The following is a 424-nucleotide window of genomic DNA, read 5'->3' as shown; positions in this document are numbered from 1 at the left end:
ATCAACACCCAACGTTGTGGTTGCCGAGTGGCATACCCAAACAATGGGTGGTCGATTGCAGACAAGTGGGATACGGTCAGGCTGCGTTGAGCTATTTGGCTCGCTATCTCTATCGTGGTGTGCTGCCTGATGAAGACATCATCAGTATCACAGATGATACTGTCACCTTCCGCTATAAAGAGAGCCAGACCAATGCATGGCGAACGCGCACCTTGCCCACTCTGAAGTTCTTACTGCTCATTTTGCAGCACGCGCTGCCCAAAGGGTTGCAGCGAGTACGAGATTACGGTTTTTTACGTGGTCAAGCACACGCCTTAAGAGCCCGCATTCAACTGTTGTTATTGAACTTGCTCTATATAATGCCGCCGCTAACCGCACCGATAAGAACCAAAGCAATACGAGTATGCCCTTGCTGTCAGCATCA

The 424-nt window shown here is 50.0% G+C and carries 1 protein-coding gene; it reads left to right on the top strand.

The genetic code is table 11. The features are described from left to right. On the top strand, nt 1-424 hold a 424-nt coding region (locus AB4482_RS22980; protein ID WP_372181800.1), incomplete at both ends, for a transposase.

The sequence above is a fragment of the Vibrio sp. 10N.222.55.C7 genome (genome assembly GCF_041473335.1).
GTDB classification, from domain to species: domain Bacteria; phylum Pseudomonadota; class Gammaproteobacteria; order Enterobacterales; family Vibrionaceae; genus Vibrio; species Vibrio crassostreae_C.
The sequence above is the reverse complement of the archived record's forward strand: the minus strand, read 5'-3'. Positions and strand labels throughout refer to the sequence as shown.